The organism is Vibrio sp. NFR (assembly GCF_027587095.1).
GTDB classification, from domain to species: Bacteria; Pseudomonadota; Gammaproteobacteria; order Enterobacterales; family Vibrionaceae; genus Vibrio; species Vibrio harveyi.
This window is the reverse complement of the sequence record NZ_JAPPTN010000010.1, coordinates 212987-239737: the sequence shown is the minus strand read 5'-3', so window position 1 is coordinate 239737 and position 26751 is coordinate 212987. Positions and strand designations below refer to the sequence as shown.

General features: G+C 45.0%; 23 protein-coding genes and 1 pseudogene. 10 read left to right on the top strand and 14 right to left on the bottom strand.

Annotated features, from left to right (window positions below):
• Window positions 1-234, bottom strand: a pseudogene (locus OH463_RS19065) (transketolase); the annotation flags it as partial.
• Window positions 235-359: 125 nt separating this feature from the next.
• Window positions 360-1310, bottom strand: coding sequence for a transaldolase (tal, locus tag OH463_RS19060; protein WP_005425862.1), 951 nt, complete (start codon window positions 1308-1310; stop codon window positions 360-362).
• Window positions 1311-1775: 465 nt separating this feature from the next.
• Between tal and OH463_RS19055 the strand changes: the two genes are divergently transcribed.
• Together OH463_RS19055 and OH463_RS19050 are read left to right on the top strand one after the other, a co-directional pair.
• Entirely contained in the window at window positions 1776-2777 is a 1002-nt protein-coding gene (locus OH463_RS19055) for a sugar-binding transcriptional regulator (protein WP_005452372.1), read from the top strand.
• A gap of 126 nt (window positions 2778-2903) precedes the next feature.
• Window positions 2904-4199, top strand: a complete 1296-nt coding sequence (locus tag OH463_RS19050) for a glycoside hydrolase family 18 protein (RefSeq protein WP_269992116.1) — start codon at window positions 2904-2906, stop codon at window positions 4197-4199.
• Window positions 4200-4240: 41 nt separating this feature from the next.
• Here OH463_RS19050 and OH463_RS19045 read toward each other — a convergent pair whose 3' ends face one another.
• From OH463_RS19045 to moeA, 7 genes are all read right to left on the bottom strand, one after another.
• Window positions 4241-6532: a bifunctional diguanylate cyclase/phosphodiesterase gene (locus OH463_RS19045; protein ID WP_005452370.1), complete on the bottom strand. Its 2292-nt coding sequence runs from the start codon at window positions 6530-6532 to the stop codon at window positions 4241-4243.
• Window positions 6533-6553: 21 nt separating this feature from the next.
• Window positions 6554-7384 carry a sulfurtransferase gene (locus tag OH463_RS19040; RefSeq protein ID WP_047513785.1) on the bottom strand — a complete coding sequence of 277 codons (831 nt, stop codon included), beginning with the start codon at window positions 7382-7384 and terminating at the stop codon, window positions 6554-6556.
• 54 nt (window positions 7385-7438) lie between these two features.
• A complete protein-coding gene (locus tag OH463_RS26280; protein WP_009697291.1) occupies window positions 7439-7738 on the bottom strand; it encodes a hypothetical protein in 300 nt (99 codons plus the stop codon).
• 123 nt (window positions 7739-7861) lie between these two features.
• The gene (locus OH463_RS19035) at window positions 7862-8308 is read right to left on the bottom strand and encodes a hypothetical protein (RefSeq protein ID WP_053053499.1); all 447 of its coding nucleotides are present in this window, start codon (window positions 8306-8308) and stop codon (window positions 7862-7864) included.
• A gap of 12 nt (window positions 8309-8320) precedes the next feature.
• Window positions 8321-10426: an LruC domain-containing protein gene (locus OH463_RS19030; protein WP_047513783.1), complete on the bottom strand. Its 2106-nt coding sequence runs from the start codon at window positions 10424-10426 to the stop codon at window positions 8321-8323.
• A gap of 173 nt (window positions 10427-10599) precedes the next feature.
• Complete coding sequence (gene moeB / locus OH463_RS19025; protein WP_188014627.1) at window positions 10600-11349, bottom strand: molybdopterin-synthase adenylyltransferase MoeB; 750 nt, start codon at window positions 11347-11349, stop codon at window positions 10600-10602.
• A gap of 9 nt (window positions 11350-11358) precedes the next feature.
• The gene (gene moeA, locus OH463_RS19020; protein WP_005452364.1) at window positions 11359-12594 is read right to left on the bottom strand and encodes a molybdopterin molybdotransferase MoeA; all 1236 of its coding nucleotides are present in this window, start codon (window positions 12592-12594) and stop codon (window positions 11359-11361) included.
• A gap of 566 nt (window positions 12595-13160) precedes the next feature.
• Between moeA and folE the strand changes: the two genes are divergently transcribed.
• Both folE and OH463_RS19010 read left to right on the top strand, forming a co-directional pair.
• A complete protein-coding gene (folE, locus tag OH463_RS19015; protein ID WP_005452362.1) occupies window positions 13161-13814 on the top strand; it encodes a GTP cyclohydrolase I FolE in 654 nt (217 codons plus the stop codon).
• A gap of 274 nt (window positions 13815-14088) precedes the next feature.
• Window positions 14089-15330: an NRAMP family divalent metal transporter gene (locus OH463_RS19010; RefSeq protein WP_269992106.1), complete on the top strand. Its 1242-nt coding sequence runs from the start codon at window positions 14089-14091 to the stop codon at window positions 15328-15330.
• Window positions 15331-15379: 49 nt separating this feature from the next.
• On the opposite strand, the gene OH463_RS19005 is transcribed toward OH463_RS19010, so the two are convergent.
• Together OH463_RS19005 and clcA are read right to left on the bottom strand one after the other, a co-directional pair.
• A complete protein-coding gene (locus OH463_RS19005; RefSeq protein ID WP_009697295.1) occupies window positions 15380-16327 on the bottom strand; it encodes a TDT family transporter in 948 nt (315 codons plus the stop codon).
• Between the two features lie 250 nt (window positions 16328-16577).
• Window positions 16578-17984 (bottom strand): H(+)/Cl(-) exchange transporter ClcA, encoded by a 1407-nt coding sequence (clcA, locus tag OH463_RS19000; protein ID WP_009697296.1) that lies wholly within the window; start codon window positions 17982-17984, stop codon window positions 16578-16580.
• Between the two features lie 657 nt (window positions 17985-18641).
• On the opposite strand from clcA, the gene OH463_RS18995 reads away from it, so the two are divergent.
• Window positions 18642-19202, top strand: coding sequence for a hypothetical protein (locus tag OH463_RS18995; RefSeq protein WP_005452356.1), 561 nt, complete (start codon window positions 18642-18644; stop codon window positions 19200-19202).
• 11 nt (window positions 19203-19213) lie between these two features.
• On the opposite strand, the gene OH463_RS18990 is transcribed toward OH463_RS18995, so the two are convergent.
• Entirely contained in the window at window positions 19214-19633 is a 420-nt protein-coding gene (locus OH463_RS18990; protein ID WP_269992104.1) for a helix-turn-helix domain-containing protein, read from the bottom strand.
• A gap of 96 nt (window positions 19634-19729) precedes the next feature.
• Here OH463_RS18990 and OH463_RS18985 point away from each other — a divergent pair, with 96 nt between their 5' ends.
• The 5 genes from OH463_RS18985 (at window position 19730) to OH463_RS18965 (ending at window position 25577) form a co-directional block, all read left to right on the top strand.
• On the top strand, window positions 19730-20638 hold the full coding sequence (locus tag OH463_RS18985; protein WP_269992103.1) for an aldo/keto reductase: 909 nt from the start codon (window positions 19730-19732) through the stop codon (window positions 20636-20638).
• 361 nt (window positions 20639-20999) lie between these two features.
• Window positions 21000-22004 (top strand): response regulator, encoded by a 1005-nt coding sequence (locus OH463_RS18980; protein ID WP_009697299.1) that lies wholly within the window; start codon window positions 21000-21002, stop codon window positions 22002-22004.
• A complete protein-coding gene (locus tag OH463_RS18975) occupies window positions 22004-22444 on the top strand; it encodes a PAS domain-containing protein (RefSeq protein WP_005452351.1) in 441 nt (146 codons plus the stop codon). The genes OH463_RS18980 and OH463_RS18975 overlap by 1 nt, the downstream gene beginning before the upstream one ends.
• Before the next feature lie 90 nt (window positions 22445-22534).
• Window positions 22535-24070 (top strand): NAD(P)H-hydrate dehydratase, encoded by a 1536-nt coding sequence (locus OH463_RS18970; RefSeq protein ID WP_269992102.1) that lies wholly within the window; start codon window positions 22535-22537, stop codon window positions 24068-24070.
• 463 nt (window positions 24071-24533) lie between these two features.
• On the top strand, window positions 24534-25577 hold the full coding sequence (locus OH463_RS18965; protein ID WP_005452348.1) for a GMP reductase: 1044 nt from the start codon (window positions 24534-24536) through the stop codon (window positions 25575-25577).
• Between the two features lie 118 nt (window positions 25578-25695).
• Here the strand turns inward: OH463_RS18965 and OH463_RS18960 are convergent, their stop codons facing one another.
• Together OH463_RS18960 and OH463_RS18955 are read right to left on the bottom strand one after the other, a co-directional pair.
• Window positions 25696-26358, bottom strand: coding sequence for a TniQ family protein (locus OH463_RS18960; protein ID WP_269992121.1), 663 nt, complete (start codon window positions 26356-26358; stop codon window positions 25696-25698).
• Window positions 26359-26397: 39 nt separating this feature from the next.
• Window positions 26398-26583: a TniQ family protein gene (locus OH463_RS18955; RefSeq protein WP_241670043.1), complete on the bottom strand. Its 186-nt coding sequence runs from the start codon at window positions 26581-26583 to the stop codon at window positions 26398-26400.
• Window positions 26584-26751: the final 168 nt, after the last annotated feature.

The following is a 26751-nucleotide window of genomic DNA, read 5'->3' as shown; positions in this document are numbered from 1 at the left end:
GCCTGCAAGGTGCAGTAGAGAATAGATAAGCATAGAGCCGTGACCGTTAGACAGTACGAAACGGTCACGGTCAGCCCACTCTGGGTTTGATGGGTTGTGGTTTAGGTGAGAGCGCCAAAGAACTTCAGCGATGTCAGCCATACCCATAGGTGCGCCTGGGTGGCCAGAGTTAGCTTGTTGAACACCGTCCATGCTTAGTGCACGGATTGCATTTGCAAGGTATTTACGATCCATAGTAGTTACTTCTCGATATTTGATTTAAATAGAGGGAACTCGTCGGAACAAGTTCAAATAGAATTTTTTGAATAAAGCGCTGATGCTAAAAGCGAGTAGGCTGGCTACTCGCTTTTGGTAAGCAATTAAAGCTTAGCTGCGATCATGTCTTCTAGTTTGCCTTGGTCAACCGCGAAGTTACGGATACCTTCAGCTACTTTCTCAACAGCCATTGCGTCTAGGTTGTGCTCCCATAGGAACTCAGCGTGAGACATTGGAGCTGGACGCTCTTTAGAACCTTTAGAATCAACTAGTTTCTCTACAACTTCGCCTTCAGCAGCTTCTAGCTCAGCAAGAAGAGCAGGAGCGATAGTTAGACGGTCACAGCCAGCAAGTTCTAGGATCTCGCCGATGTTACGGAAGCTTGCGCCCATAACAACCGTGTTGTAACCGTAGTCTTTGTAGTAGTTGTAGATGTCTGTTACTGAGATTACACCTGGATCTTCTGAAGCTTCGAAGTCACGACCTTCTTTCGCTTTGTACCAGTCCATGATGCGACCAACGAATGGCGAGATTAGGAATACACCTGCTTCAGCACATGCACGAGCTTGTGCGAAAGAGAATAGAAGCGTTAGGTTACAGTTGATGCCTTCTTTTTCAAGGATCTCTGCAGCGCGAATACCTTCCCAAGTAGAAGCCAGTTTGATTAGGATACGGTCGTTAGTGATGCCTGCGTCGTTGTACATTTTTACAAGTTGACGCGCTTTAGCAACACTGCCTTCTGTGTCGTAAGAAAGACGAGCATCTACTTCTGTAGAGATACGACCAGGAATAGTTTTTAGGATCTCTTTACCGATGTTTACTGCAAGCATGTCACAAGTGTCTTGTACTTGTTGTGCTTTGTCGTTGCTTTGTGCTTTTGCGTATTCGATAGAAGCGTCGATTAGAGGTGCGTACTCTTCGATTTGAGCCGCTTTTAGGATAAGAGATGGGTTCGTTGTTGCATCTTCAGGTTGGTACTTTTTGATTGCGTCAATTTCACCAGTGTCCGCTACTACAGTTGTTAGTTTACGAAGTTGCTCTAACTTGTTGCTCATAATCGATCATCCTATATAAATGGGCTTAAGTGTGGTTTTGAGTACCACAGCTTGTGCATTTGCAATCGTGTCGGCTAATCGTCTCATCATAATTAACGAGACATCTGCTCAGCCAACTACGGAAAATTTCGGTACCGAACATTTGCTTTGAACATTTGATCGGTAGCTGAGTAAATGATGAATCCATATTTATCCTATCCATGCTGAAAGTCAATCGTCGAAACCGACTTTAAGTGAAGTTCATCAACGTTTTTTTGCTGTGTGTTCAGAGTGTGACCCAAATAAACGTTTGCCCTTATTGTTCAAGGCTTGAGCAGCAGTAAGATTAATAAAATGACATAGTGAGAAAATGTCATTACAGTGAGCAAATGTCGCAGTAAAATTGGTAGGTAACATATGCTAAGTCAATGAGCAGATGCTCACTAATGCATACAATGTCGATCCTCTAAAAGGGCGAGAAAAATCATGAGCAGTTCTAACCAAGATATTTCTATTGAAAGTACAGACTTGTTGACGGAGATCTCCGTTGCTTATTATCAAGATGGTGCGACACAAGAAGAGATATCGAAAAAATTTTCCATATCACGTGCCAAAGTTGGGCGAATGCTGAAACAGGCTCGTGACGAAGGCATTGTTGAGATTACCGTAAAATATCACCCTGTGTTCAGTGCCAAGATAGAGCAGCGCCTCATCGAACGCTTTGGTGTGAAGCGAGCGCTGGTTGCTTTGGATCAACCTAATGAAGAAGCGCAACGCCTGCAAGTTTCTGGTTTAGTTTCTAATTACCTGACGAGTACCCTTAAGAACGGCATGGTGGTGACGGTAGGACAAGGGCGTAACGTATCTTCTGTGGCGCACCACATTGGTGTTATTACGCCGCGCGATTGTAAATTTGTGTGCGGTATCGGCGGGATTCACCCTCGTGGCGGTATGTTCAACGCCGACCATATATGTCGACAATTTGCCAAGAAATACGGCGGCACATCGGAAACCCTATACGCGCCTGCCTATGCTGAAAACCGCGAGCAGAAGGTCGCCTTTATGCAAAATGCCACGGTTAAGCAAACCCTGGATTTGGCGCGCAAAGCGGATGTCGCCCTCGTTGGTATCGGTGATATGAGTGAAAACAGCTACATGGTTGACCTTGGTTGGTTCACTCCAGATGAAGTGGTTCAATCTCGCTTGATGCAAGGTGTCGTAGGGGACTTTGCCGGTTATGACTTCTTTGACATTCACGGCAACGTAGCAAATACGGTGATGAGTGACCGTGTCATAGGCTTGGGTATTGAAGAATTTAGACCTATTGCAGAAGTGATTGCGATTGCAGCTGAAAACAGTAAGCCATTGGCGCTACTTGGAGCGTTAAGAACCGGAGCCATTGATGTGATTGCAACCAGCGTAAGTAACGCACTGACGGTTCTTAACTTGGATGAGCAGATGCACGGCAACAGTGCATCAGAGGTTTAGCACAAATAATATGCAAACTATGTAATCAGGTGATGAGGATTTATAAATGACTCGCAACCTGATTTCGTTTCCAAGTTAAAAATAATCCTCAGGAGTAATTTGTAGTTAATTACTCTGGAGGAAACGATGAAAAAGACACTTCTCGCAGCTGCTTTATTTACGGGGTTCATGGGCATAGCGCACGCCGAGCAAAAAGTCGTCGCAGGCTATTTTGCTGACTGGCAGTATGCAAACGCAGACAACCCTTATACGGTTAAAGATATTCCGGCTGATAACCTGACTCATATTATCTATGCGTTTTTGAGCATGTGTGGTCCTCACACTGGTGCCTCAGAAACCGTACAAAAACTGGTCGCAAAACAGTGTGAAGGTAAAGAGCCGTATACCGCGATTCTGGTTGATACCGAGGCGGCACTTGAAAAAGACTTTGGTCCGGTCTCTGTCGGCGTTCCATATAAAGGGCACTTCGCTCAATTAGCCGAACTTAAGAAGCAACACCCTGATCTGAAAATTCTCCCTTCTTTTGGCGGTTGGACCATGTCTGAACCTTTCCACGCGATGGCAAAAAACCAGCAAGCGATGGATCAGTTCTCTAAAACAGCAGTCGAGCTGGTTGCTCAATACGATTTCTTTGATGGTATTGACTTGGATTGGGAGTATCCAGGAGGTGGCGGCTTGACTACGTCTCCTTGGAACCCAGATACCAAACTGACGGATGAGCAAAAAGCACAAGAGCGTGACGCCTTCACTTACCTAGTTAAGACTATGCGTGGTGATTTAGACGCGTTAGCGAAAAAGACCAAGCGCGAGTACGAGCTTTCAACAGCAGTGGGTGTTGGTCCAAAAGCCGCGGGCATTGATTGGAAAGCGGCGCAGCCCTACTTAACCAATATGTTTGCCATGACGTATGACTTCCTTGGTGGTTGGGGACAACAAACAGGGCACACAACAAACTTGCATGCCACTGACCGCAGTTGGTGGGGCATGGGCGCTGACGTGTTCATTAATCAAATGATTGAGCTGGGTATTCCTAGTGAGAAGTTGGTGATTGGTGCCGCGTTTTATGGTCGCGGTTGGCAAGGAACCAAAGATTTCTCCGGTGGTTTACCAACTCAAGATTTATTGTCAGAGAAAGGCGCGCAGTTTGGTACTGGTGAGAATGGCTACTTCATGTTTTGGGACCTTATGAAGAACTACAGCGCAAAACAAGGTTACGAATATAAGTACGATGAACAATCTCAAGCCCCTTATTTATGGAACCCTGAGAAAAAAGTGTTCATTTCATTCGAAGATCAACGCTCTATCAAAGCCAAAGCGGATTGGGCAAAGCAAACGAATCTTGGTGGCATCTTTACGTGGGAGCTATCAGGTGATCCGAAAGGCGAGCTTGTTGAAGTGATGTATAAGGAAATGCAGAATTAATCTGTAAAACGTCACATTATTGTTTGTTCTTAAAGCCGTCGTTATTCTGCGACGGCTTTCTCATTTTGGTTTTGCTCAGAGAATTCGATTAATTGTTTGAAAGGTAATGGCTTAGAGTAGAAATATCCTTGAATCAAGTCACAGCCACACGCGGCTAACTGATCACGTTGCTGACGAGTTTCTACGCCTTCCGCGAGAACTTTCATGCCAAAGTTCTTACCAATCGCAATGATGTTTTGCACCATGTTAAGTGCTTTTTCATCATCTTCGATATTATCAATAAAGCTCTTGTCAATTTTGACTTCATCAATCGGAAGTGCTCTTAGCATCGAGAGGGAAGAGTACCCGGTACCGAAATCGTCGAGAGAGATTTTAAAACCGAGCGCATGCAAGCGCTCACAAATAGGTGCGAACTTATCGAGGTCTTCAATGAATAAGTTCTCAGTGATTTCAAGCGTGATGCGGTGTTGATCGACTTTATATTTGTCTATTAACGCCACTAAGTCATCAATGAAGTTTATTTGAATAAACTGTTTTACCGAGATATTAATCGACATCTGAATTGGCTGCGCTGCCATTTCCGTAAGGCGAGCCATGTCGATCAAGCTTTTCTCGATAATCAACTCACCCAATCTCACCATCAGACCTGAACTTTCCGCTACTGGGATAAACTCATTGGGTGGGACGAACCCAAGCTCTTCATCTTGCCAACGCACCAAGGCTTCAACACCATAAATTTTGCCATTAACGTTCAATTGCGGTTGATAAACTAAGAATAGATTTTGTCGTTCTATCGCTAGCCTTAAACGTTGTTCCATCTTCATCTTGTGAAGGTGTTTTGCCTGCATTTGTTGGTCAAAAATACTGTATGCATTGCGCTCTTTTTTTGCTTGATACATAGCGATATCTGCAGAACGAAGCAAGGCATCTAAGTTTTGACCGTGAGAAGGGTAAAGAGCAATACCGACGCTGCAACTCAACAGAAATTGGTTTTCTTGAACTAAGTAGGGTTCGGATAGGTAATTGATCAGCTCTTTTGCCAACGCTCTCACCGTACCTTCGTCGGTTTGGTTAACAAGCAGTATAAACTCGTCACTTGCTTCTCGAACGATCAGACGACCATCACAACCAAAGGTCTTTAAGCGTTGTGCGATCAGCTTCAATACCTCATCCCCAAATTCGTGACCATGGGTGTCATTCACGGATTTAAAGTTATCGATGTCGATAAACATCAGGCTAAATGGCGTGGCTGAGCCATTCACCCAGTGTCCAATATGTGCGCGCAGATATTCTCGATTTGGGAGTAGCGTGAGGTGGTCATGATGCGCTTGATATAAGAGTTTTCGTCGGGTACCCAATTCATTATTCGCAATGGAACGAACCAGCGCATAGAACCCACCTTGAATAAATAGGAACACGAGCGAGTATAGTGCGAACTGATCGAAAAAACCGCTCTGGATATACCGAAGATCCGTCGAAGACGATGCCCAAAGTTTATAATCTGGTAGGTATTTCAATGTGACCAGTTGATTAATTCTTGGGTCATCAGCAACAATGTTTACTGCGCTTGCAAGTGTTCTGACTGTATCTCGGCTCCATCCATACTTGTTTTCGATCTGTTCGAAAACGATAGCCTTGGTATGCCCGTCAGCAGGATGGCTGTAACTGTTGAGGTTTGCTTGTTCAGCCGAAGTAAAGGTTAGATAACCATCTTCACGATTTAATGACACTCGATTGTGTTCATTTGCGTGAACGTCGCTTCGAAAAACCAAAGAGGAGTTCATGTTGAAACCCGCCGTCATCACCGCGAGAACCTTACCATTTTTATCTCGAATAGCTTTTCGGATGGGGATAACAAGAGAGTCGAGCGCAGGCATAAAGTAAGTTCTACCAACCACCATGTGATCAGACTGTAGTGCGGCTTCAAACGTTCCTCTTGTTTGAGGATCTTGCTTCAAGTTACGCAGTTTTTGTAGGTCCAGATTCGAGCTTATCGCTAAATAATCGCCTTGTGGGTTTGTAAGACCAAATGCGGCGATCGCTGGGTGGATATCCATCAGCTCATCCAGAAGAGGTCGCATTTGCAATGAGGCGGTTCGAGTAAAGTCGTTCTGTTCAATCAATTGGTGACCGACAACTTCCAGTAAGGTTTCTTGTCCTTTAAACAGTGACTGTACAGATGAAGCAAACAGCTCTAATTGCAAGAGCTGCTTGTCTTTGTATTTATCGAGTATGGATTGATAATGATAATGACCAAACAGAGAGAACAAACCGACACTGATGGTAAAAAGTGTCAGATATAGCGTCCAAATGTTCTTCTTTAAGCCGATCATATCGTATTACTGCTCCTGATATTAATGCTCGATTGGTAGGGATTCATCGGCACCCCACTCAGTCCAAGAGCCGTCATAGACTGATAAATTCTGCAGACCAATTTGATAGGCAGCGAGCAACAAAATGCACGCGGTCACACCGGAACCACAGCTAAAAATGATTGAACTATCACTGTCTAATGTTAATCGGCTAAATATCTGTTGCAACTCGGAATTTGGCTTAATGTGACCGTCCGTTAAGAGTTCTTGAAACGGCAAGCAAACTGAATTAGGAATGTGTCCACTGCGTAACCCTTCTCTTGGTTCAGGAACTTCACCTAGGAAGCGGGCTTTAGCTCTAGCATCGACAATATTTGCACTGCAGTTATTAGAATGGGTTAACACGGTATGCGCGCTTAAGAATGCATCTGGGTTTAGTTTACCTGTGAAGTTGCCAATCTCTGTTGGTTGAGACAAGGTATCGACAATAGGTAATCCTGCTTCAACCCAAGCCGGAAGCCCCCCATTTAGAATGCATACGTTGTGATGACCCATCGCTCTGAACATCCACCAAGCTCTTGGTGCGGCAAGAGTGCCGGAATTGTCATACACCACAATCACATCTTCGTTATTTAACCCAAGTTGTTGAGCACTGCTATTAAAGCCTTGCTCTGTTGGCATCATGTGAGGCAGGTTGGAGTTAGGTAGGCAGAAGTCGTTGTCGTAATCAAAGCGCAAAGTGTTAGGTATCCATTTATCTTTGATCTTTTTGCCTTCTGATGGGATTTGAAAAGCAATGCTGGCGTCTAGGAGTTTGACATTGGGTTGGCTGATGAGCTCTTTGAGTTCATCTGTTGTGATCAGTGCTTGCATCGTCTTTAGTTTCCTCACAGTAGTATGGAATGTTTTGGCGTGAACAGCTTAAGCTCATTCGCAGTTTATAAACGTGAGCGGTTGCTCGAAGAGAGAATCAGTCGCTTGGCTAAATGTGACGATGGCACCTTCTGAACACTGAACATTTGTGGGTACTGCGACTCGTTTGAGCCCCAAAACGTCAGATTCTACTGTTAAGTAACGTCTTTGACCGTCCAGTGATTGCGTTAAGGTGTTCGATATTACTTCCGCTGTAATTAACTGTTTTTCTTCTGAGGACGTTAGCCATAGAGCCAAACACAACAGAACAATGGCACTAACAAAAGCCAATATGTAGGTTTTGGGGTTGTCCAACGTATTTTTCCCGCCGCATTAATAATCTTACTGTTTTACAACAAAAAAATCGCATGTTCAAAAGAACGATGCGATTTTTAAGTGTGAGTTGTTTTCTATCTTCACGTTTTCAGTTTGTTTTGGCTAAAGAATCCAATTGCTATCACCTGAAGAAATCACTTTCTGTATTGGGTCCGAGCCATCATAAAACCAGATTTCTACTAGAAGATTCCCTTGGCTGTCTGACACGTTGAAGTCAAAGTTTGCGGTTCCGTTATTCAGAGGTACAGAGGCCACTTTGCTCGGGTATTTTGCGTCATATTTCCCAGAACCACTCTCTTTGAAATCTTTGTAAACGCTTAGGTGTGCACGCTGTGAAGAGAAACCGCTGATATCCACATTTAATGAGCCTTGTACTACAGGGTCGTAGTTAAAGCCATCGGGCACTTCAAGATCTTGCATTGTAGGATCTTCATCTGGCACTGCAGTCTGTGTCGGTGGAGGGGGCGCACTCGTACCGCCTCCACCACCACCGCCGCCGCCACATGCTGTTAAAGCTAATCCCATGATGATTGTAATTAAAGTTCTCATAATGTTCTCTCCCTATGGAATGTAGCACTTGTTTGGTGTTGGAGCGGTATGCCAATCTGTACCTAGCTCGCCAGCAGATTCAGCCCATGTTTTGAACTGAGGATAAGCCTCAACCATATCGATACGTTCGAGTGGCCAATCCCAATCCTCAACGATTAATAGTGCCCAAGGTAGGTTGTTCGCAGTTTTAAAGTACACACCTTGTGAAGGGTTACTTGCGTCCACACCAACACCGAAGAGGTTTTGGTCATCAAATTGCTCTGTTGGCGCTTGGTCGGCTAAGTGAACTTCCCACTTACGTCCTGGTTGGAAAGTAATGCCGTCACCATGGTAAGTTCCTGGAGTCGCGAAGATGAACGGGTCGTAAGGCATCGCTTGTATGGATGAACGGTCAGAGCCTTCAGTAAAGTAGACGTTTAGAGTAAAGGTGAGAGACACGCTGTCGTCGCACCCAGCTTCTGTTCTAAAGAAGTTACAACCGCTCGAGGCATGTTGGCTCAAGTCTTCACTAATGATGAATATTGCTTCGTCAGAAATGCTTTCTAGCCCGTTGGACGCCTGCTCAATGCCATTAAAAGAGAGTGTTGTGAGACCATTTTCAATCGCGCTTCTCGAGATGCCCGGTAAGCGGATGGCGAACCCATTTTTGTAGTCTGCACCGTACGCAGCCAAGTCACCAGTGATTTGGATGTTCTCTACATGACCATCTAAGCTGGTTTCCGTGATTTGGAAAGTCACGACAACGTCATTCATGTCGTAGTCTGCTGTGTAGGGCCAGTTATCTTCATAAGCAACGGTGGCGAAGCTTTCTGCACTTGGGAAGTATTCAACAGAATACCCATTTCCCGTGATCGCAATAGGGTAATCTTCGACCTCACCAGATGTCGAACCACCGTCGTAATTCAACCCAGTTTGTTGGCTGAAGCGGAATCGACTCCAACTCGAACCTTCTGTTGCCGCAGTAGAAACAACGAATGGCAGTGGATTATTTCCGGCTGAAAGCAGTTCATCGGTAAAGACCTGTTCGCCTTCATCATCAAAGTCACCATCGCGGTTCCAGTCAAACCACGCAGACAGATAACCAGAAGTGGAGGCGGTGACATTCACAATGGAGCTTAAGCCAGGATCAAGCGCGGATACAAAACCAACACCATCCTCATCTGCTGTGCCCACGGAGTTATCATTTGCTTGACCGTCAGCGTCACCATCTGGGGCGACAGAACCAAGCCAAGTTACGTCGTCGACTTCGTGACGAGGTCCGTTAGAAGCTAGAGTTGTACTGTAACTATCGGGTGCATCGCCAAAATCAATAGGATCGTCTTCATCAATAACAGGTGCATTTGCACAACGCGCACCATCATTCTGACTTGAGCTTGGTCCGTTTGAGACAAACTCAACTGCCGGAACAATCCCTGCTGCAATGTTAGCGGCGTTTTCTGAAGACAAGTTGATACGATAGATCTTACCGTCTTGGTTACGCGATACATAATAGTTGCCGTTTACATCGAAATAACCAGCGCCGAATGTGCCTGTTTCGCCAGTGTCACCGATTGCAGTTGCATTGCCATTTGATGGATTGAACTGGTATAGGACACCAGAGTTGTTGTCGATACCATAAAGAGAACCGTCACCGGGATGGAACGCAAAGTCGGTAAGGTTGACAGTCGCCGTCGAGCTAATCTTTACGATGTTTAATGTTGCGTTTGGATCCGAGTCTAGTGGGGAGAGGTCAATGGAGAATAGACCTTTCCCTTTACGGTACAAATAGTAAACGTGATTGTAGACGTCACCCACAAAAAAGGTGTGATCGGTAGGTAGACCGGAAACGTTCAGTGTTTCTGCTTGAAAGTCTTTCCCTAATCGAACTATCTTTTTGTTCGTAGTGTCGTAGCCATAAATGTAACGGTCAGTGAAGTCAAAGCCCACGCCGTTAATACCCGAAGCTAAACCCGTGTCGTCCTCTAAAAGAGTAGTAGAACCTGTAACCAAATTGACGCCATAGATTTGAACTGGGGTTGATTGAAATAGGTATGCTTTGCTTGGGCAGGTGTCGAACGGCGTGGCTTGAGCATACGCACTTGCCATTAAAGTCCCAAGTATCAGTGATGTCCTTTTCATAATTCGCCCTCTCATTGGTTCGTGATATATGCAATGAAAGGAATGTGCCATATTTTAAGATTATGATTTTTAAATGATTATGATTATTAGATAGGCAGGTTTTAATTCTGATTGTCAAAATGAAAAAAAGCCCAACATTGAGTTGGGCTTTTTGGGAATGATTGAGTAGAGAGCTAACTACAAACCGGACAGGTTGGCATTTTCATCAGATTCATTTCTCGCCAAGACATGCTTAGCGCATCCAAAATAAGAATTTTTCCTTTCTTTGGCTGCCCGTAGTTAGCAATCACCTTGATGGCTTCCATTGCTTGGACTGCACCGACAATACCGACGACAGGTGCCATTACACCGGCTTCAACACAGCTTAACGCGCCACTGCCGAAGAGGGCGCTTAAGCACTGGTAACATGGTTGAGTAGGATCATCGTAAGTGAATACGCTTACTTGCCCTTCCATGCGAATAGCGGCACCCGAAACCAATGGTGTTTTTGTTTCAAAACACAAGCGGTTGAGTTGGTTGCGTGTATCTACGTTATCTGATGCATCTACAACGATAGTGTGTTGTTCGATGAGTTCTTTGAGCTCAGTATCATCAAGGCGTTTTGCAATGGTGTCCACGGCAATATGTGGGTTTAGCTCCCTTAGTGCCTCAGCCGCTGACTCGACCTTCTTACGACCAATATCCGCATCGTGGTGCAGCACTTGACGCTGTAGGTTAGATAGCTCAACGATATCATCATCAATCAATGTGATTTTACCTACACCGGCAGTCGCTAAGTATTGGCTTGAGGCGCAGCCTAAACCGCCAGCACCAAGCATCAATACCGATGCTTGCTTAAGTGCTTCTTGCCCATCAAAGTCAAATTGACGAAGAATGATTTGGCGGTTGTAACGCAACATTTCCTGATCGGAAAGAATATCCACAACGACTTCCTAGTAAAGGGTTGAGTTGAATAGTTGAATCTGAACCGTTTCGCCTACTTCGACGCGGCCGCGTTCACGCTCCAATACAACAAAACAGTTCGCTAGGCTCATTGATCGGAATGCACCAGAGCTTTGGTTACCTGTTGTTTCAACCACAAACTTGCCATCTTCTAAGGTATAGATGCCACGTTGGTAATCGGTACGCCCCGGTGCTTTCTTAAATGCTGTTTTGGTTGTCGCTGGAATAGACTCCGGAGCCTTCCACTCTGTATGTCCTGCGAGTTTTGCCAACATCGGTTGAACAAGCACGTACATGGTTAGCACCGCAGAAACAGGGTTGCCCGGCAGACCACAGAACCAAGCAGTACTTAGCTTACCAAAGGCGAAAGGCTTACCTGGCTTGATTGCCAGCTTCCAGAAACCGATCTCACCAAGTTCTTCAAGAATGTCTTTTGTGTAATCCGCTTCGCCAACGCTGACGCCACCAGAGGTAACAACGACATCAGCCAACGTTTGTGCTTTTTCAAAGGTCGCTTTGAGTGTTTCTGGGCAGTCGGGGATGATGCCTAAATCGACGGCTTCACAACCAAAGTTTTCAATCAACGGTTTGATCCCGTAACGGTTGCTGTCGTAGATTTGACCTTCTTCTAGCGATTCACCCAGTGGTTTTAGCTCATCACCAGTAGAGAAAAACGCCACTTTTGGTTTACGAACGACGGTCACATGGCTGACGCCAAGAGACGCAATCATTGGAATATCACGCGGCGTTAAACGAGCACCTTGCGCAAGTACAATGTCGCCTTGCTTGATGTCGTCACCTGTTGGGCGGATGTTGTTTTGTGGCTTCACGTCCGTTTGGTTGAACTGAACACCTGCATCCGTTACTTCGGTGTTCTCTTGCATGATAACGGCGTCACAACCCTCAGGGATTTTTGCGCCAGTCATAATGCGAACACAGGTACCTTGAGGCCATTCACCTTCAAAAGGTTGCCCTGCGAATGATTTGCCCGCCAAAGGCAGTACCGAAGACGACTCAAGATCTTGAATGCGAATTGCGTAACCGTCCATTGCTGAGTTATCGAATGGTGGTACATGGATAGGAGACAAGATGTCTTCTGCCAGTACAAAGCCAAGAGCATCAGCAAGTGGAAGAGAAAGAGTGGTTTGGATAGGTTTGATTCGCGATAGCATTTTATCCATCGCTTCTTCAATTGGCATCAAGCCAGGTGCGTCGCAGCAGCCCATTGAGAAAATCCTGTGTTCTTTTGTTTTGTGGCAACTTTACCATAAAAAGGGGACTGAGTAGGGTCTGTTAATCTTTTATGGTTAAATTTTGTTCGGACGGGGGCGCCTAGTCAAAATCGTTTTAGGCGAGGCAAGGAGTGTGTAGCCTAGTCATTCTAAGTAAATACTCCTTAACAAAGCATATAACGATTTTAGACGAACCCTTTGGGCAGCGTTTGTTGGTCATTTCTACTTCGTCATCGACTTCTCATGTAGGCTAACTACACATCAAAGTCTCTGCCTAGTATAAATGCCCAACAATTCGCTGCAAAAATCAGCTCGAAAGATCAACAGACCCTAAGAATGTCCACCTATAAAATATGGGTGTAATTATTCAAAAATCCGAGTATCCTTGTCAGCCATCCGAAAGGGGTAAAAAACCTGCGGAGCTCAAGAAAATCAGCTCAGTACCTTCATTTGATGTGACTTGGTGTAAAGACACGAACTGAGCAACTCAAAGCGAAAAGTATGAATGCAATTTTGGTTGGATTTGTACAATCGGCTGAAGTAACAAAAGAGGAAGTGGAATGTCAGGTCTTAGCGAGTCAGCGAAGTTAGTAAAAGAAGCGCTAGAGCAACGTGGTTTGGAAACGCCAATGTGCCCAAACAACGTAAGCCGTGAAGAGAAGAAAGAGAAGATCGAACACCACATGCGTGAGATCTTAAGTTTGCTTCAACTTGACCTAACTGACGATAGTCTAGAGGAAACGCCGCATCGTATCGCTAAGATGTACGTGGACGAAATCTTCTCCGGTCTAGATTACGCCAATTTCCCGAAAATCACTGTGATTGAAAACAAGATGAATGTAAGTGAGATGGTTCGCGTGAAAGACATCACAGTGACCAGTACTTGTGAGCACCACCTTGTTACGATCGATGGCAAAGCTGCCGTTGCTTACATCCCACGTGGCAAAATCATTGGTCTGTCTAAGATCAACCGTATTGTCCGCTTCTTTGCACAGCGCCCTCAAGTTCAAGAGCGTATGACACAGCAAATTCTTGTAGCACTTCAAACGTTGCTAGGTTCAGATGATGTGGCGGTGACTATTGATGCAACGCACTACTGCGTGAAATCTCGTGGTGTTATGGATGCAACCAGCGAAACGACGACAACAGCATTGGGTGGTATTTTCAAAAGCAACCCAGCGACACGTGCCGAGTTTCTCCACGGTTTACGCTAGGTAATCAAGCAAGTTTCTAAGAGGATGGTAAATGCCATCTTTTTTTTATCTATCTGAAAGTCATAGATAAGATGGATTTGAGACGACAAAAATCATTTATCGAACTTCGTGTTGACAGTTATTTGAGTTGCCCTTAATATCCGCGCCCAGCAAACGGTTGCGAGGGTTTTCTCTCTTATTTGATTTGCTTATCTGATTCTTCAAGTTCAGCTGATCTCGGTCAGTTGTCTTTCTTTTTTCTAATAATAGAAAGGCAACAATATTGAGACTTGGCATGACCACACAAACTACCGTTCACTCTTCTATTCCGACTTCTGCACAAGCCTCGGAAAATAGCTGGCAAAAGAAAGCTATTCTTAGTGTCGCATTCCTAATGGCGACTACCTCTGTTGGTCCTGGCTTTTTAACTCAGACAGCAGTCTTCACCAATATCTACAAAATCGACATGGCGTTTCCAGTCTTTGCATCCATGTTCATTACTTTCGGTATCGTGATGAACTTATGGCGCATTGTGGGTGTATCTGGCATGCGTATTCAAGACATTGCCAATAAAGTAGCTCCGGGCATGGGCTACGTGTTGGGTATTCTCCTTGCTCTTGGTGCGGTAGCGTTCAACTTTGGCAACGTGAGTGGAGCTGCACTTGGCATCAATGTGCTAACAGGGGTTGATACTACCTGGGGGGCTTTGTTTACCGGGGTTGTGGGATGCCTGCTGTTTGTGGTCCACAATGCATCTAAACGTATGGATCAGATGGCGCGCTATCTTGGTCTGTTTATGATCATTCTGATTGCTTACGTTGCAATGACCAGTTTGCCACCAATGGGTGAAACCATGAGCGCAGCGGTGATGCCGACAGATATTGGTAGCTTACTGCTCCCAACACTGACCATTGTGGGTGGTGCCGTCGGTGGTTACTATACGGGCGCACAACGCTTGGTTGATATCGGCTTACAAGGAAAAGACAAGGTTCCGGCGATAAAAACCGCGGCTTGGGCGGGCATTTCTATTGCAGTGGTGATTCGTATTCTGCTGTTCTTAGCCGTATTTGGTGTGATTGCGACAGGCGCAACGTTGGATTCTGCAAACCCAGCTGCTGATGCCTTCCGTCAAGGTGCTGGTGAAGTGGGTTACTTCATTTTTGGCTTGGTATTATTTGTCGCGTCGATTACCTCGGTTGTGGGGAACTCGTACATGGCCATCTCCCTGATCAAAACTCTATTCCCAATCGTGGCTCGTAACGAGAAAATGTGGTGCGTTGGCTTTATCATTATCACATCACTTGGCACAGTGACCATGAACATGCCGATTCTACTTCTTATGCTTGCAGGTTTGGTTAACAGCATTATTTTGCCAATTGTACTAGGCATGATGTTGGTAGCGACACGCAGAAAAGATATTGTGGGTGACTACAAGCATCCGGTCTATTTAACCTTTACGGGTATTGCGATTGTGGTGGTAATGGCGGCATCAAGTATGACCAACATCAGCAATTTTGTGTCGAAGTTCATCGGGTAACGTTGCTCGTTGAAGACAAAAGAAAACGGCCTCACAATGAGGCCGTTTTTTATGTTTGTTTCGATGGTGTCCTAACAAGCTCTGGCCAGTACATTTTGACATAACCAGCAGACACCCAAACCACGAGCACGGTTGCGATGCTTAGTTCTAGAAATCCAAAATCGTGTAACCAATGCCAATGCGGGTGAGATTCCGCGAAGAATGTGGTGAGACGATGCATTGCAATCGCACTGATCACGGAAGGAAAGGTGACCGCTGCGATAGATGGTTGAAATTTCAAACGCATCAAACGGAAATAACACAGATAAATTAACAAGGTCATCGTAATGGCGATGCCTGCCAGTGCGCCTGTCAGGATCGGATCTGGTTGCGCAAAGTTGACTAGGTACGCAGCCAGAGAAAGATTCACAGGCGCAGCCATGATCGCGAGTGTTGGTCGTGCTCGACGCGGCAGAGAGCCAAAGAATACCAAGCGATACAACACCAAAGGCAACATGAAGAAGTAAATGCCAATACACATCATCGCCAAAGTTTCAGAAAACACGTTGTGTCCAAACTGAGAGCCAGCAAGAGAAGAGCTGATCAAGCCCACAGGGTAAAGAAACCAGCTTGGCACTATGTTCGACATCTTGAAGTTCATGATTTGAAAACCAAAGAACAGCACCATCATCGTGAAATGCAGTAACACCGCCATAAACCACAGCGGGTAGGCAATGATTGGCGTTACCACGGCAAGATAGTCACACAGCATGAGTAACGCCATGCTCATTGGCGCCATTAAACTACCGCTCAGTGGGTGCTTGATGTCCGCCATAAACAGTCGAGGGCTGGTGGCGTATTTAAGTAGAACCGGGGTAAGAAGAAGAGCTCCGAGTGCAGCAAGGAATGGTCTTATTGGTTCTCCAATCTGTGGAATGTACAAAGCCCAAGCTTGTCCAAGCCCTATCATGCCTAGCGCTAACGCCGCTTGTGACGGAGGAACACTATAAAACTGCACAAGTCTTTTCCAGTTCAAAACGACTCCAGAAATGGGTTAATTGCTCTAATTTGAGGCGCAAATACTAACAAGTTTAACGTCTTCTTACCTTTCATTATGATAGGTAAATTCCAGAGAATGGGAATTTTGTGAGTTTGGTAGGAGATTTATGTAGAGACTTGCAAAAAAGTAGAATTACTGGCTCCAAAAGAATCTTAATGGTGAAAGATAATTTGGAGCCGGTACACCCAAGTACCTTAGGTATATTAGGTTAAGCTTGGTTTTCAGGCAGATCTTGTTGACGTAGCTTGTCATTCTTAAGCGTACGATGTAACAACTGGCTGTAAATTGGTTGTCCACCAAGTAATTGCGCCACTATTACTGCGCCTAAGCTGGTAATAATAAGTGGTAGGATCAGGTAGTAGTTATTGGTCATCTCGATAACCAGTAAGATACCTGTGATTGGCGCACGTACTGTTGCGGCAAATAGAGCCCCCATGCCAGCAATTGCGAAGACACCTGGTTCGATAGTCAATGAAGGTAACAGCATGTCTGCACTTGCTCCAAATGCATAGCCAAACAATGTGCCCAAAGCCAGCATTGGAGCGAAGATACCACCAGGTGCACCAGAACCAAAACAAAGTAGGGTAGTGATCACACGACCAACGAACAGCATAACTAAAATAGAAATTGAGTAGTTGCCGTTGGTAATGTCTGGAATCAAGCCAATACCGCCACCGGTTAGCTGAGGAACATAAAGCAGTAGCAAGCCAAACACACCGCCCAAAATAGTACCTGTGATCAAGTAACGTTTACGGTCGTTTTTATGTAGGGCAACAAAGCTGTCTTGCGCGATGGTGATTAGCTTATTGAAAATCACACCAAATACGCCAAACAAAGAACCGAGTAGCAAGAACAACCATAATGATTGTAATTCCGGTGATTGGTATTGTGGCATGGTGATTACCGCTTCTTGACCGTTAATCGCGCGAAACACAATGTTTGCCATGATCGCCGAAATGATCACTGCTCGAATAGAAATTAAAGAGTAGCGAAATTGAGGACGCATTTCCTCAACAACAAACATGATGCCTGCTAACGGCGCATTAAACGCCGCGGCTAAACCACCGGCAGCACCGGATGCTAATAGAGAGTGGCGAGTATCATCGTCTTTAATACGAAAGATATCGGTAACCATGCGACCAACCGCGCCACCCATTTGTACAGTTGGACCTTCACGACCTAAAACCATACCTGAGCCAAGTGCGCCCATGCCGCCAAAGAACTTCACCGGGATGACACGCCACCAACGTACCGGGCGAATATTGTCCATTGCACCTTCTATCTCAGGAATGCCGGAGCCAGAGGCTTCTGGTGCGAAACGGTGCACAAGGTAGTAACCGATGAATGCTAATGCACCACTGATTAAGATTGCGGCCAGCCACAAAGGCAGCACGCTACCGATTTCGCTTTTTAACCACTCAGTACGGGTTTCAGAAACAAAGTGAACAGCAATCTCAAAGTAAGTGCCGACAAGACCTGCTAGCGTACCAACGATGGCCGCCATAAAGAGGACGGAAAATGAAGTTGGCGTTGACCCTCGAGAGACAAACTGGTTAATCGCATCTTTAGGTACGTGCGCTAACACAGATTTCACAATTCTCTCGCGTTTGGTCATTAACAGATTCTCCTGACTACAGATTGGAAGGGACGGAAGAAATTATACGCTCAGGAGAGTCTAGACCTAATCAATAAAGATGCAATTTAGCTTTCCACTATTGAGCGGTTCAAGTGTCGATTGTCTAAATATTGATAAACTTTGTGCTATTGATCCCATATATGGCACTATTTTTTTATCGGTAAAACTTGTTTTCTGAGCAAAATGAACCATGCTTTAAGTGTAAAGCAACATGACTGCTTCAGAAGGAGGGATGTGAGGTTTTACACACAATTTGGATGGATTCAAACCCTACAGAAATTCCTCGTTATTTGTTCGGGATGCATCAATAGACTTCCCGATTCGCATACTCACGATTGAGTCACGAGGCAGAGGCGCACGCATAGGTGCGCCTTTTTAATGCCTATAATCTTCCCCTTTACTTATTTTAAATAACCGTACGAAGTGTTGATAATTCCAGCTTGGTATGGCATTCTGTTTTCTCGTAATGGTTCTCGGCGTGATGGATTACGCGGTTTAGGCTTTATACAAAGATTGATGCGGGCTAGAAGGTCCGCTTTTTTGTGTCTGAAATTCGAGCTGAGTACTTGCTTATCTTAGGTATAGGGGCAAAGATAGCGTTTTCGATAACATCAAATTCAATCGTCAAGTAATACCATGTCGCGCTTTTCTCTTTGTTTGCTCATTTTCTCCGGGTTATTTTCTCAAACTACATCGGCTCAAGATCTATGGTGGCAGGCGATATTATCGAGTGCTCCTGTTGAACAAATCCAACAAGCGATAACGACAGGTGGAGCTTGGTATCGATGTGAGACACAAGATAGTACCGAAGCGTTTTGTTTGGATGATTTTCACTACTACCATCAGCATCTCTACGGAGAGTCAACAATAGAAGATCGTGAGGTCTATTTGTCTTTTCTTACCGAGTACCAACCCCAGAGTTTGAGCGAACTGATTTTAAATTTGAGGAAAGATGGGCTGGTGATGCAGAAGGTGGAGATTGATGGGCAACAATATGATATTTCTGAAGCGATGAGGCACGCCACGCCTGAAGAGGTAGATAAAGAGCTGATTGTCTTTATTAATCGCTATCCACAGCAAGCGCCACGAAGTATTGATTGGGTGTTAGCACAAGAGTTTGGCACGCCAACGCCAAGATTAAACGTCATGTTAAACAGCGATGGCGAGATGATTGAACTAAAGGTGATCCGTTTCTAAAGTGTTATGCTTTAGACGTCTGAAGCCTCAGTTTTGTTTTCGTGATGGAGAGCCAAAAATGTCGCCATCGCAGATTCATCCAAAAAACCATCCGACTTTTTATGCGCGCGTAGATACTGATAACCCGCAACCAATTTGCGGTGCTGCGCTTCTTCTTCCCCAGAAATTACACCATCCATGACATGTTGATAGGCGAGTTTGTAAGCCTCCATATCCACTACTTCGGCTTGGCGATATAAGTAACCACAACCCGTCGCTAGCCATTCTAGTGAGCAGTTTGCTCGCATCGCTATTTGGTTCGCTTTGGTTAAACTTGGTTCACTTCCTTTGAGATATTTCCTGATCAAAGCTTCAGATACATCGACGCGTCGAGCGAAGCCGCTGACACTTTCTTCGCCTATAAGGGTGGCGAGTCGTTGGGCAAAAGACATATTTCGTACTCCAGTTCGAATTGCGAAAGTTTACCCGTTGAGCGAACGGTAAAACAAGACTAGGATGAAAGCAGATTAAGAAAAGGAGAGAAACCCATGGTTGCAAAAGTAGTGACTGCACCAAACGGTCCAGAGTTTTCTGAGCTGGTTCAAGGATATTGGCGTGCAGTAGATTGGGGCATGACAGCGCAAGAACGTTTGTCATTCCTAAAGCAACATATTGAGTTAGGTATTACGACTGTCGACCATGCTGACATCTACGGTAACTACGAATGTGAAGGGCTGTTTGGTGAAGCATTGGCGTTGGATAAAAGTGTTCGTGAGCAAATCCAGATCGTGACCAAATGCGACATTAACTTGTGTGGTGATAAAACACCTGAGCGTAAGATCAATCATTATGATACTAGCGCGGCGCATATCTACCAATCCGTCAACAACTCACTTGAGCGTTTAAATGTTGATGAGATTGACGTGCTCTTGATTCATCGTCCTGACGTTTTGATGGATGCAGATGAAGTGGCAGAAGCGTTTTCGGAGCTTCATAAAGTCGGTAAGGTGAAGCACTTTGGTGTTTCTAACTTCACACCTCGTCAATTTGAACTTTTGCAATCGCGCTTAAGCAAGCCACTTGTGACTAACCAAGTGGAAATCAATCCCCTTAACTTTGAAGTTGCACACGATGGTACGTTAGACCAGATGCAAACTTTACGAGTGCGCCCGATGGCATGGTCGTGTCTAGGTGGTGGTTCAATCTTTACGGGTGATACGGAGCAAGCGGTTCGTGTTCGCAACGAGTTAGAAATGATTCGTGAAGAAGTCGGTGCGAACAGTATTGATGAAGTGATTTACGCTTGGGTTCGTCGTTTACCATCGAAGCCAATGCCTATTATTGGTTCGGGTAAAATTGAGCGAGTTCACTCGGCGGTTAATGCACTGAATATTGAATTGACGCGTGAGCAGTGGTACCGAGTTTGGGTCGCTTCAAAAGGTCACGGTGTGCCATAGAAAGACCGAACAGTTTTATCTTCTTAGGCACTCTTGATATCCAAGTAACCACGCATTTCGAGGTTATAGGATATATTGGGTGCCTTTTTGCCTTCTAGATTATCTTTTTCATTCTAATTGCTAAGAGCAACCCTTTGCGTATCAGGCTTTGTCGAAGTTTTAATCACACTTGCGCAACATCACTAAATGTATAGGGAATTGCGTTTTTTATTGGTTCACTGGTTCACTCATCTATTCATATTGCGTATGCTAGTCCGGTAAACAAGAAATAATAAAAACTCCTCGTCAGTTTTCTCGTACTTTGTGCTGCGACAATCTGTTAGACTCCTGCGCAGATTGTTGAATATATAAAGGTGGTAGAATGTCTTTTCCTGTACTCATCTGTGATGACTCTGCGTTAGCACGCAAACAGATGGCAAGATCACTGCCGGCAACATTAAATGCAGACGTGACATTTGCCATTCATGGTAAAAACGCGCTAGAAGAACTAGCGCAGAAAGAATTTAAACTGATGTTTCTTGATTTGACCATGCCAGAGATGGATGGTTTTGAAACATTGGAAAACATGAAACGCTTAGGCATTCAAACGCCAGTTGTGGTTGTGTCTGGTGATATTCAACCCAAAGCAAAAGAGCGTGTATTTGCACTCGGTGCGAAAGCGTTTATTCAAAAGCCAATTGGTAAAGACGAGCTTAAAGCGACGTTAAAAGAGCTGATTGAGCCTAATGATCGTCCACAGGTCATCACTCCTACAACGATTGAGCTGCCTATTCTGCGTCGTCGTGATATTTACATGGAAGTGGCTAACGTGTCGATTGGTCGAGCGGCAGATGCCTTGGCGCGTCACTTTGATGTTTTTGTTCAGCTTCCACTTCCAAACGTAAATATCTTCGAAGTCAGTGAGCTTCATATGGCATTGAGAGATTTAGCATCTCATGACAACGTCTCAGGTGTTTGTCAGGGGTTTTGTGGAGAAGGCATTGCGGGCGAAGCACTGGTTATCCTAAGTGACTCAAGTGTCTCTGACTTGAAAAAGCTAATGAAGGTGCCTGCAGATAGCGAAGAGTTAGAAGAGCTCGAACTGCTGATGGATATCTCTAACATCTTGGTAGGCGCATTCTTGAATGGTTTAGGTGAGCAATCTGAGGTGCGATTCTTCCAGAGTTCTCCTGTATTGCTCGGGCAGCACATCTCCATCGATTCAATTATTGAATCAACCACGGGGGCATTTAGTCGAACCATGACATTTGAAGTGAGCTACAACATTGAAGGTACATCAATTCGTTGTGATCTTCTGTTTATGTTCGTTGACGAGTCGCTGCCTTTGCTAGACAACAAATTGTCATACCTAATGGAGGACTTCTAATGCTGAATCTACCTGCAGAATTTGAACAATTCCATTGGATGGTCGACATGGTTCAGAATGTCGACATGGGTTTGGTTGTGATCGATAAAGATTACAACGTACAAGTATGGAATGGGTTTATGACCCATCACAGTGGCTTGCAATCTCACGAGGCAATTGGTCGCTCCATTTTTGATATTTTCCCAGAGATCCCACAAGAGTGGTTCAAGCTAAAAACCAAGCCGGTTTATGATTTGGGCTGCCGAAGCTTTATTACTTGGCGTCAGCGTCCGTATTTGTTCCGCTGCCGTAACGTGCGTCCTGTGACACAACAAGCAGAGTTTATGTACCAGAACGTAACGCTGAACCCAATGCGTACACCTACAGGAAAAATCAATTCCTTGTTCTTGTCTATTCAAGATGCGACGGCTGAAGCGTTGATGTCTCAGCAACACAACTAAAGGTTGATTAAATAACGATATTAAAAGCCGAGGTTCGCCTCGGCTTTTTTGTATACTTAAATCGTGTCTTCAAATGCGCAGAATAATCATATGGACTTTAATCTCGCTCTCAAGCTCTACACCGCTGAACAAGTCAGAAATGGAGAAGTAATGGCAGCTCAATTGGCGGGGGTATCAATGTATAGCCTTATGCAACGCGCTGGAATGGCTGTGTATGAGCGTTTTCTTCATCTTTATCCCAGAGCACGAAATGTGTTGGTGGTGTGCGGTAAAGGCAATAATGGTGGTGATGGTTATGTGTTTGCCACTCTAGCAAAGCAGGCACAGCTGAATGTACGCGTGTTTCAGTTGGGTGACCCTTTAACCTTGAAAGGTGATGCTCTGAGAGCGTTCGAAGATTGGCAAGCTAGCGATGGAGAGAACAGTGCTTGGGATGATTGGCATACTGCATTGTTAGAAGCTGATGTGATTATCGATGGCATGTTAGGGACAGGGTTAATGGGAGAAGTCAGAGCCGACTCTCGTCGCTATATAGAGCAAATCAATCAAGTCCATTGTCCTGTAATCGCTATTGATGTGCCATCGGGTCTAAGTGCTGATACTGGCGCCGTTTTGGGAGAGGCTATTCGCGCAGACCATACCGTGACATTTATTGGTGTAAAGCAAGGTTTGTGCACGGGGCAAGCAAGAGATTACGTTGGAGACCTGCATTTTTCCGGCTTAGGTGTGAACGTCGAGTTCGAGTCGATTGAAGAAGAAAGCGCGTTAGGTATTGATCATCAGATTATCGGTAGACTGCTACCTGAAAGGAAAGCCACTGCCCATAAAGGCGATAACGGGAAACTCCTCTGTGTAGGAGGTAATCAAGGTATGGCAGGCGCGATTCGATTATGTGCTTCTGCCGCAGCGAGAACAGGGGCGGGTTTAACTGCAGCGATTACCTATCCAAGCTCGCTACTACCGTTACAAGTGGGAGCTCCAGAAATAATGAGTCGAGGCATTACACTTGATGAGCTCAAAGACACCGATAACGAGCTGGTTAAGCGTAGTCGTTGGGCTGATGTTCTCGTCTTTGGTCCTGGTTTTGGGCAAGATGAATGGGCACATCAGGCATATCAATTCTTATCTCAGAAAAACAAACTCAAAGTGGTGGACGCTGACGGACTAAACATCCTTGCTATGCTCAATCAGAGAAATGATGTCGTGTTTTTACGAGACGAGCAACGCGTTATGACACCGCACCCCGGAGAAGCTGCACGCTTGCTCCATGTTTCAACAAAAGAGGTAGAGCAGGACCGTTTTGCAGCGGCGAGGCAGCTTCATGAACGCTACGGTGGAGTTGTTGTACTCAAAGGCGCGGGCACTCTTATCTATGACGGTGTCAGAATGTATGTTTGTCTCGCGGGTAACCCTGGGATGGCGAGTGGGGGAATGGGAGACGTCTTGTCTGGTGTGATTGCTGCGCTACTTGCAAAAGGACTTCCTATTGCTGTGGCGGCTCGTTTAGGCGTGATACTTCATAGTCATGCAGCCGATATTAATGTCCAACAAAGTGGTGAAGTTGGCTTGTTGGCGAGTGACGTTATCGAATCTCTTCGATGTGCCATCAACACACAAAAGAACTGAACAGAGCTTTTTTAGCTCATTCGCTTTCAAGAAGAGGCAAAAAAGTGATGTTGGGCATGAAAAATTTGAAGGAATATTTTTTTGAAGAATCGCACTAACTGGGTCAGTTTGGCGTTATTTTGAGCGTTTATGAGAAGTTAAACGGTAACCTACGATGAAAGTGACGCAAAGGTTTGCGCAAAGGATAAAATAATCGAGCGCTTTAACTGTTTGATATTGTTAATTAAGTTGCGATTTTGGGAAGAGGGGAGGTGTTTTTGATATGCAATTTCCAAGATGGTATCACAAAAAAAAATCAAATATCAGACTTGTAGGAAATAAATCACAGCCTATAATGCTGAAAACCGGAGCGTCTGCCAACGCTCCGGTTTTTTTGTGTCCGAAGAACAGTGAACTCGTCTGCCAACGATTTCACTACGCACTCTGAGATGACACATATACTTATGAATCAAGGAATTACACAATGCGTATCGAACAAGAACTTAAGTTAGGTTTTAAAGATGTACTGTTTCGCCCGAAACGTTCTACCCTTAAGAGCCGTTCTCAAGTAAATTTAACCCGCGATTTTACATTCAAGCATAGTGGTCGTCAATGGTCTGGCGTACCAGTAATTGCGGCTAACATGGATTCGGTTGGTAGCTTTGCAATGGCTAAAGCGCTAGCAGAGCATGGTGTAATGACCGCTGTTCACAAACACTACACAGTTGAAGACTGGGCAGAGTTTGCGAAAACAGCAGACAAAACAACGCTAAACAACGTGATGGTGTCAACGGGCACGTCTGATGCAGACTTCCAAAAAACTAAAGACATCATGGCGATTTCTGATGAGTTCATCTTCATCTGTATCGACATCGCGAACGGCTACTCAGAGCATTTGGTGGAGTACGTACAACGTGTTCGTGCTGAATTCCCAGACAAGGTTATCTCTGCTGGTAACGTCGTAACTGGTGACATGTGTGAAGAGTTGATTCTTGCTGGTGCAGACATCGTGAAAGTAGGTATCGGTCCTGGTTCTGTATGTACAACTCGCGTCAAAACAGGTGTTGGTTACCCACAACTTTCTGCAATCATCGAATGTGGCGACGCAGCTCACGGTCTTGGCGGTATGATCATCGGTGATGGTGGCTGTTCATGTGCGGGTGATGTAGCGAAAGCATTCGGTGGCGGTGCTGATTTCGTCATGCTAGGTGGTATGCTTGCTGGTCACGAAGAGTCAGGCGGCGAAGTCATCGAGAAAGACGGCGAGAAGTTCATGAAGTTCTACGGTATGTCGTCGAAGAGCGCGATGGACAAGCACTCTGGTGGTGTTGCTGGCTACCGCGCAGCTGAAGGTAAAACCGTATTATTGCCATACCGTGGCAGTGTTCACGGCACTATCCAAGACATCCTTGGCGGTGTTCGCTCAACATGTACTTACGTAGGTGCAGCAAAGCTTAAAGAGCTAACCAAGCGAACTACGTTCATCCGCGTGCAAGAGCAAGAAAACAACGTATTCGGTAAAGAGTAAGTCGACTGAATATCGGAAATTGTTGAAACATCCATAAATTGATATTTACAACCATATATTGATTTTTGGTACAGCCATAATTTGATATTGCCTCTTCATGATCTAAACTTGTGAAAGCTTACGACAAAATCGTGAAGAGGCTATATATAGAACTAAAAAAGATGCGCCCCAAAAGGTCCTTAACCCGTAATTCCTTCTTTCCAACAATTGCGTGCTCTAGGTTGAATTCGATTTCATTATCGATCATAGAATGAAACGAGCTAGGCCAGTTTGAGAAAAATTGGCTGAACGAAACGTGATCGAATTCATTTTTGCTGATGTGGACCCACCAATGAATCAAACCCCAACGATAGCTTTTGGGGACGTCAGGTAGATCTTTAGACTCATTGCCGGCGAGCCAACTTGAAACAGTGGATATTGCTTTATGGCTATTCTCTGAACTTTTCGTACTGATAGTTTTTTTGCAGTCCCCGCACATTCCACTTAAACCAGACACTTGATAGTCGTACTCAGCGCCACAGCGACAACTGTTGAGCAAAGGTACATCATGGATATGGCAGTGGTCGTAACCCTCAAAATGCCAAAGGTAGGAGGCGTAGCCATTTTGTTGTAAACACAATGGGCAGCAGGGGATGGATTTAGTTCGAAGTAAACTACGCGGAAAAACTTCAGAACTTCGTATCACAGCACTGGTGGATGGAGAATGTTTTAAGTTTGTTCTGTTAATTGCTAATCCAAGTAACTCGGTAGGTTCGTTAAACGTTAATTGAGCGAGTTTCAGGAGTGAGGCAGTTCGGGCACCAGAGCTATCTTTGGCCGTTCAGGGGTTAACCTTTGCGATATCGGTTGGAAAGGTTTGATAGCCGTTATGGTCAATGTCTTGTAGGAAGCGCTTTGTGGCTTCTAGGAAGCGATGGACATCACTATATCCATTTTTGTTTGCAACTCGGATAAAGAAGCTTTCCAAGCTTTCATCACCGTAAGGTTTGGTTCTTTGCAAAAACATAGAGCTCCTCCTGAATCTAGTCTAGGAGCTAAAAGTCCGGTTAACAGGGTTTTACTTGGGATTGAGAGGCCAGCCACAACTTTCTGATTTTGCTTCTATTGATATAGCGTTGAGTGTAATTGAATATCAACTCAACGCTTAATGCGGTAAACTCTATTCCCATAAGTA

Bases quoted from the DNA above. Each gene is read 5' to 3' on its own strand.
- tal (WP_005425862.1), bottom strand. From the start codon at position 1,310: ATGAGCAACAAGTTAGAGCAACTTCGTAAACTAACAACTGTAGTAGCG.
- OH463_RS19055 (WP_005452372.1), top strand. From the start codon at position 1,776: ATGAGCAGTTCTAACCAAGATATTTCTATTGAAAGTACAGACTTGTTG.
- OH463_RS19050 (WP_269992116.1), top strand. From the start codon at position 2,904: ATGAAAAAGACACTTCTCGCAGCTGCTTTATTTACGGGGTTCATGGGC.
- OH463_RS19045 (WP_005452370.1), bottom strand. From the start codon at position 6,532: ATGATCGGCTTAAAGAAGAACATTTGGACGCTATATCTGACACTTTTT.
- OH463_RS19040 (WP_047513785.1), bottom strand. From the start codon at position 7,384: ATGCAAGCACTGATCACAACAGATGAACTCAAAGAGCTCATCAGCCAA.
- OH463_RS19035 (WP_053053499.1), bottom strand. From the start codon at position 8,308: ATGAGAACTTTAATTACAATCATCATGGGATTAGCTTTAACAGCATGT.
- OH463_RS19030 (WP_047513783.1), bottom strand. From the start codon at position 10,426: ATGAAAAGGACATCACTGATACTTGGGACTTTAATGGCAAGTGCGTAT.
- moeA (WP_005452364.1), bottom strand. From the start codon at position 12,594: ATGGGCTGCTGCGACGCACCTGGCTTGATGCCAATTGAAGAAGCGATG.
- folE (WP_005452362.1), top strand. From the start codon at position 13,161: ATGTCAGGTCTTAGCGAGTCAGCGAAGTTAGTAAAAGAAGCGCTAGAG.
- OH463_RS19010 (WP_269992106.1), top strand. From the start codon at position 14,089: ATGACCACACAAACTACCGTTCACTCTTCTATTCCGACTTCTGCACAA.
- clcA (WP_009697296.1), bottom strand. From the start codon at position 17,984: ATGACCAAACGCGAGAGAATTGTGAAATCTGTGTTAGCGCACGTACCT.
- OH463_RS18995 (WP_005452356.1), top strand. From the start codon at position 18,642: ATGTCGCGCTTTTCTCTTTGTTTGCTCATTTTCTCCGGGTTATTTTCT.
- OH463_RS18990 (WP_269992104.1), bottom strand. From the start codon at position 19,633: ATGTCTTTTGCCCAACGACTCGCCACCCTTATAGGCGAAGAAAGTGTC.
- OH463_RS18985 (WP_269992103.1), top strand. From the start codon at position 19,730: ATGGTTGCAAAAGTAGTGACTGCACCAAACGGTCCAGAGTTTTCTGAG.
- OH463_RS18980 (WP_009697299.1), top strand. From the start codon at position 21,000: ATGTCTTTTCCTGTACTCATCTGTGATGACTCTGCGTTAGCACGCAAA.
- OH463_RS18975 (WP_005452351.1), top strand. From the start codon at position 22,004: ATGCTGAATCTACCTGCAGAATTTGAACAATTCCATTGGATGGTCGAC.
- OH463_RS18970 (WP_269992102.1), top strand. From the start codon at position 22,535: ATGGACTTTAATCTCGCTCTCAAGCTCTACACCGCTGAACAAGTCAGA.
- OH463_RS18965 (WP_005452348.1), top strand. From the start codon at position 24,534: ATGCGTATCGAACAAGAACTTAAGTTAGGTTTTAAAGATGTACTGTTT.
- OH463_RS18955 (WP_241670043.1), bottom strand. From the start codon at position 26,583: ATGTTTTTGCAAAGAACCAAACCTTACGGTGATGAAAGCTTGGAAAGC.